Below are 5,332 nucleotides of genomic sequence, written 5' to 3' on the forward strand. Positions count from 1 at the left end.
CAGGACTGCAGCGACCAGGGGGACGACCACCCGCTGCTGGGGCTCGAGCGGCGCGGGCGCGAGCAGCCCCACCTCTGCCAGCGAGGCGAGGTCGCCGGGAGGGGGGACGCCGAGCGCCCGGGCACCCTCGTCGCACACCGTCTGGCTCACGGGACCCAGCCCCGCCACCAGCCCGAGCACCTGACGGAGCGGGTCGGGCACGAGCGGCAGGACGTTGGCCTGGACCCAGACCGCCGGCGCCGCCCCGGGCCGGGCCGGATCGGGAGCCGGGCCGCGAACCGTCCGGGACGCGCGCACGAGCTCGTCGGCCACCAGGTGGACCAGCGCCGGCCAGCCGGAGGTGAGGGTGTGGACGCGGACCGCCGCCTCGGGGTCGTGCACGGCGTACTCGTCGGCAAGCAGGCGCTGCACGGCGTACCGGTCCAGGGCGAGGTCGCGGGGGCCACGCTGGTGGACCTGGCCGCCCAGCGCACGGCGTACCGGTCCCGTCAGGGGGGTCCTCGAGGTGAGGACGAACCCGACCTCGGCCGGCAGCGCCGCCAGCCTCTCCACCAGCCGGAGCTGCTCGTCCACCGCCAGTGCGTCGAGGTCGTCGACGCCAACCACGGTCGCGCCGGTCAGGTCGCACTCCAGCGCGTCGCGGGCCGAGCACCGGAGCCCGTCGTCGGGCACCTCGGTGCCCAGCACCGTCGTTCGGCCGTACCCGGGCGCCGCCACGACGAGGAGACGGCGGCAGGGTCTGGTGCGCTCGGGGGCCATGCGGGTGAGGAGCCGCGCACGGCCGCGGGGATACCGGGCACGGCCGCTGATCCGGTGCTGATCCTGTGCTGACGCGGGCGGCGCACGGTGTGCGGGTCCCGACGACCGCGGGACACCACCACCGGCGGCCGACCGACCGCCCCCATCAAGGAGACACGCCATGACCATCCGCACTCGCACCGCTCCGCTCCTCGGCGCCGCAGCCCTGGCCGCGCTGGGCACCACCCTGGCGACCGTCGCCCCGACGAGCGCCACCGTCCTGGACACCGACCGACCGCGGGTCACCGCCAAGCACCACGACTTCGGGAAGCACTGGGTCGTCAACGCGCCGGTGAACGGGGGCTACGTGAAGTGGGACCTCACCCAGGGGGTCACAACGCCCATCGTGAGCGGGTACCACTACCTGACCGACAAGGAGTGCGGGCGGGTCCAGGTGCAGTTCTACGACGACGACCACGACCTGCTCGGAACCCGCTACTCCTCGGCGCACTGCGCGCCCGGCAACGGCAAGACGCAGTGGTGGGTGGAGATCGACGACTTCTCCAGCACCCTCGTCACCCACGTCCACGTGAGCGTGCAGGAGAAGAACTCCGACGGGTCGTTCACGACGCTGAAGACCAAGACCGCGGACTTCGACTGAGGCCCCTTGGCCGGCGCCGGGCCGTCCCGGCGCCGGCTCCGGGGCGCGCGGACGCAGATCCCCCGGACGCTTGTCCGCGGCGGTTACCTTGGTGGCCATGCTGCGCACGCTGCTGGTCGCGATCCTGGTCGCCGTGCTCCTCGCCTTCGCACATCCTGTCGCCCACGCGGTGGCCACCAGCACCGGCGACCCACGGTGGGTCTTCTACACCAAGGACACGACGCGGTACTCCTCGACCTGGTACGCCGGGAAGCACCGCAAGATGGTGCCGTTCGGGTGCACCCGCGCGCCGTACTACGACCCCGACCCCAGGTGCACCAAGGGTCGCGGCTTCCACCACGGCCTGGACCTCGCCATGCGGTGCGGCACCCGGCTCTTCGCGGGACGCAACGGCTGGGTCGTCTCGAACGACGCCCTGGGGCCGGCGTACGGGGAGAACCCGCTGCTGATCCGCAACTACCGAGTCGGCCGGGACTTCCTGCTGGCCCACACCCGCACGGTGTTCGTCGAGCCGGGTGACCGCGTCACCCGGGGGATGCTGGTGGCCAGGGCCTCCGACTCCGGGGCCCCGGACGGCTGCCACCTGCACTTCGAGGTTCGTACGGCCGCCGGCGGGCTGGACACCGCGATGCGACCGCTGGCGTACCTCGACCTCTCCACGTGACCCGTCACAAATGGCACAGTCGCGGGCCGGTCTCGCGCACCATTTGTGACGGGTCAGCGGACCATTGTGACGGGTCAGCGGTGGAGCGGACCGTGCTCCACGCAGTCGGCGGTCCAGCCGCGCGGGGTGACCTGCACCTTCATCCGCCGCCGGCAGGCGCCGCAGTAGCGCGGCGGCTCGAGCTGCAGCCGGCGGACGCACCCCGAGTGGTCCCCCGCGTCGAGCGGCTCGCCGCAGAGCCCGCAGAACGTCGTACGGACGGTGGACCCGTCTCCACCCTCCGTATGACGGTGCGCCACCGGGTCGCTCACAGCGTCTTCGCCAGCTCCTTGATCGGCATCTTGAGCTCGGAGAGGAGGGCCAGGTCCTCCTCCGCGTCGCGGCCCAGCGTGGTCAGGTAGTTCCCGACGATGACCGCGTTGACACCCCCGAGCAGGCCCTCACGGGTGCCCAGGTCGCCGAGGGTGAGCTCGCGGCCGCCGGCGTACCGCAGCAGCGTGCGCGGCATCGCCAGCCGGAACGCCGCGATCGCCCGCAGCGCGTCGGCCGACGACATCACCGGCAGGTCGCCGAAGGGGGTGCCGGGACGGGGGTTGAGGAAGTTCAGCGGCACCTCGTCGGGCCCGAGCTCGGCCAGCTGTGCGGCCAGCTCCGCGCGCTGCTCCAGCGTCTCCCCCATGCCGACCAGGCCGCCGCAGCACAGCTCCATGCCGGACGCGCGGACCATCTCGCAGGTGTCCCAACGCTCCTCCCAGGAGTGCGTGGTGACCACGGAGGGGAAGTAGGAGCGGGCCGCCTCGAGGTTGTGGTTGTAGCGGTGGATGCCCATCGCGCGCAGCTCGTCGACCTGCTCCTGGGTGAGCATGCCGAGCGAGGCGGCGACGTTGATCTCGACCGCCTCGTGGATCGCCCTCACGCCGTCGCGCACCTGCGCCATCAGCCGCTCGTCGGGACCGCGCACGGCGGCGACGATGCAGAACTCGGTCGCCCCGGTCGCCGCGGTCTCCTCCGCGGCCTTGACCAGCTGCGGGACGTCCAGCCACACCGAGCGCACCGGCGAGGTGAACTGGCCGGACTGGCTGCAGAAGTGGCAGTCCTCGGGGCAGCCGCCGGTCTTGAGCGAGACGATCCCCTCGACCTCCACGTCCGGGCCGCAGTGCGCCAGACGTACGGCGTGGGCCAGCTCGAGCAGCTCGGGGATCCGGTCGTCGGGGAGCTGCAGCACCTCCACCAGCTCGTCGTAGGACAGGCCCTCGCCCCTCTCGAGCACCTTCAGCCGGGCGCGCTCCACGATGTCAGTCACGGGCCTAAGGTAGTCGCGGCAGGGGTCCACCGACAGGCCGGGTCGGGTGGTGGACCGGCGGGGGCCCCTAGACTGCACGCGTCATGAGCCACCCCCTCGACGGGGCGGCCGCACTGCTGGCCTTCGACCGCGAGCACCTGTGGCACCCCTACACCTCGATGACCGAGCCGACGCCCACCCGGCTGGTCGTCGGCGCCGAGGGCACGCGGCTGCTGCTGGCCGACGGCCGCGAGGTGGTCGACGCGATGTCGTCGTGGTGGGCGGCGATCCACGGCTACCGGCACCCCGCCCTGGACGCGGCCCTCGCCCGGCAGGCCGGCGAGTTCGCGCACGTGATGTTCGGCGGGCTCACCCACGAGCCGGCGGTGCGGCTGGCGCACCGACTGGTCGACCTGGCCCCCGAGGGGCTGGACCGGGTGTTCCTCGCCGACTCCGGGTCGGTGAGCGTGGAGGTGGCGCTGAAGATGGTGCTGCAGTACCAGCGCGGCGTCGGCCGCCCCGAGCGGACCCGGCTGCTCACGGTGCTGGGCGGCTACCACGGGGACACCTTCGGCTGCATGAGCGTGTGCGACCCCGTCGGCGGGATGCACTCGATGTTCACCGGGGTGCTGCCGCGCCAGGTGTTCGCCCCCCGCCCGCCCGCCGACGCGGCCGAAGTGGGCGCCTGGGCCGGCCAGGTCGCCGCGCTCGCCGAGCAGCACGCGGACGAGCTCGCCGCGATCGTGGTCGAGCCGCTGCTGCAGGGTGCGGGCGGGATGCACGTCTACCCCGCCGAGTGCGTGCGGGTGCTGCGGGAGGTCGCCGACCGGCACGGGCTGCTGCTGGTCCTCGACGAGATCGCCACCGGCTTCGGCCGGACCGGCACCATGTTCGCCGCAGAGGCGGCGGGCGTCTCCCCCGACGTGATGTGCGTCGGGAAGGCGCTCACCGGCGGCTACCTCACCCTGGCGGCTGCGCTGTGCACCTCGCGCGTGGCGCACGGGGTGTCGGCCTCGGAGTCCGGGGTGCTGATGCACGGCCCGACGTACATGGCCAACCCGCTGGCCTGCGCGGTCGCCCTGGCGAGCCTCGACCTGCTGGAGTCCTCGGGCTGGCAGGAGCAGGTACGCCGGGTGCACGCCGGCCTGGACGCGGGACTGTCGCCGTGCCGCGGGCTGCCCGGCGTGGTGGACGTGCGCACGCTGGGCGCCGTCGGGGTGGTGCAGCTGGACCACCCGGTGGACGTCGCGGCGGCGACGGACGCGGCCCTGGCCCGGGGGGTGTGGATCCGGCCGTTCCGCGACCTGGTGTACACCATGCCGCCGTACGTGACCACCGACGCCGACGTCGCCGCCATCGGCGCGGCGATCCGGGCAGCGGTGGCGGTGGCGTGATGACGGCCGGCTGGGACGACTGGCTCTCGGAGCAGGCGCGGGACCGTGAGGCAGCCGGGCTGCGGCGTACCCTCCACCCGCGGGCGGCCCACGAAGCCCTCCTCGACCTCGCCGGCAACGACTACCTCGGCCTGGCCCGGCATCCCGACGTGACCGCCGCGGCGGCCGCGGCAGCAGACGAGTGGGGCGCCGGCGCGGGCGCCTCCCGGCTGGTGACCGGCACGACCCTGCTGCACGCCGATCTCGAGGCCGAGCTCGCCGACTTCCTCGATCAGCCGGCGGCGCTGGTGCTCTCGACCGGCTACCACGCCAACCTGTCGGTCGTCACCGCGCTGGCCGACCGCGGGGCGCTCGTCGTGTCGGACGCGCACATCCACGCCTCGCTGGTCGACGCGGCGCGGCTCTCCCGGGCGGACGTGGCGGTCGTCCCGCACAGCGACGTCGCGGCGGTGGAGCGGGCGCTCGACTCCGCCGGCGGTCGCCGGGCCCTGGTGCTCGCCGAGTCGGTCTACTCCGTGCTCGGCGACCACGCGCCGCTGTCCGCGCTCGCCGAGGTCTGCGGGGCGCGGGGCGCGCTGCTGCTGGTCGACGAG

At 73.9% G+C, this 5,332-nt stretch carries 7 protein-coding genes; 4 read left to right on the top strand and 3 right to left on the bottom strand.

Annotated elements, in window-relative coordinates:
- Positions 1-759, bottom strand: a 759-nt coding sequence (locus tag PLP61_RS14700) for a MalT transcriptional regulator family protein (protein WP_324503498.1), incomplete at its 3' end; no start/stop codon positions are given.
- A 160-nt stretch (positions 760-919) separates the two neighbouring features.
- Here PLP61_RS14700 and PLP61_RS14705 point away from each other — a divergent pair.
- Both PLP61_RS14705 and PLP61_RS14710 read left to right on the top strand, forming a co-directional pair.
- The gene (locus PLP61_RS14705) at positions 920-1,399 is read left to right on the top strand and encodes a hypothetical protein (RefSeq protein WP_324503499.1); all 480 of its coding nucleotides are present in this window, start codon (positions 920-922) and stop codon (positions 1,397-1,399) included.
- 97 nt (positions 1,400-1,496) lie between these two features.
- Positions 1,497-2,063 carry a M23 family metallopeptidase gene (locus PLP61_RS14710; protein WP_324503500.1) on the top strand — a complete coding sequence of 189 codons (567 nt, stop codon included), beginning with the start codon at positions 1,497-1,499 and terminating at the stop codon, positions 2,061-2,063.
- A 74-nt stretch (positions 2,064-2,137) separates the two neighbouring features.
- Here the strand turns inward: PLP61_RS14710 and bsaP are convergent, their stop codons facing one another.
- Together bsaP and bioB are read right to left on the bottom strand one after the other, a co-directional pair.
- The gene (gene bsaP, locus PLP61_RS14715; RefSeq protein ID WP_324503501.1) at positions 2,138-2,374 is read right to left on the bottom strand and encodes a biotin synthase auxiliary protein BsaP; all 237 of its coding nucleotides are present in this window, start codon (positions 2,372-2,374) and stop codon (positions 2,138-2,140) included.
- Entirely contained in the window at positions 2,371-3,366 is a 996-nt protein-coding gene (gene bioB / locus PLP61_RS14720) for a biotin synthase BioB (protein WP_324503502.1), read from the bottom strand. The genes bsaP and bioB overlap by 4 nt, the downstream gene beginning before the upstream one ends.
- Positions 3,367-3,449: 83 nt before the next feature.
- Between bioB and PLP61_RS14725 the strand changes: the two genes are divergently transcribed.
- Positions 3,450-4,739 (top strand): adenosylmethionine--8-amino-7-oxononanoate transaminase, encoded by a 1,290-nt coding sequence (locus PLP61_RS14725; RefSeq protein ID WP_324503503.1) that lies wholly within the window; start codon positions 3,450-3,452, stop codon positions 4,737-4,739.
- On the top strand, positions 4,739-5,332 hold a 594-nt coding region (locus PLP61_RS14730; RefSeq protein WP_324503504.1), incomplete at its 3' end, for an aminotransferase class I/II-fold pyridoxal phosphate-dependent enzyme. The genes PLP61_RS14725 and PLP61_RS14730, both read left to right, overlap by 1 nt.

This window comes from Nocardioides sp. (assembly GCF_035429765.1).
Taxonomy (GTDB): domain Bacteria; phylum Actinomycetota; class Actinomycetes; order Propionibacteriales; family Nocardioidaceae; genus Nocardioides.

What these genes read in the sequence shown, in the direction of transcription:
- PLP61_RS14710 (WP_324503500.1), top strand. Translation starts at nt 1,497, where the DNA reads ATGCTGCGCACGCTGCTGGTCGCGATCCTGGTCGCCGTGCTCCTCGCC.
- PLP61_RS14725 (WP_324503503.1), top strand. Translation starts at nt 3,450, where the DNA reads ATGAGCCACCCCCTCGACGGGGCGGCCGCACTGCTGGCCTTCGACCGC.
- PLP61_RS14705 (WP_324503499.1), top strand. Translation starts at nt 920, where the DNA reads ATGACCATCCGCACTCGCACCGCTCCGCTCCTCGGCGCCGCAGCCCTG.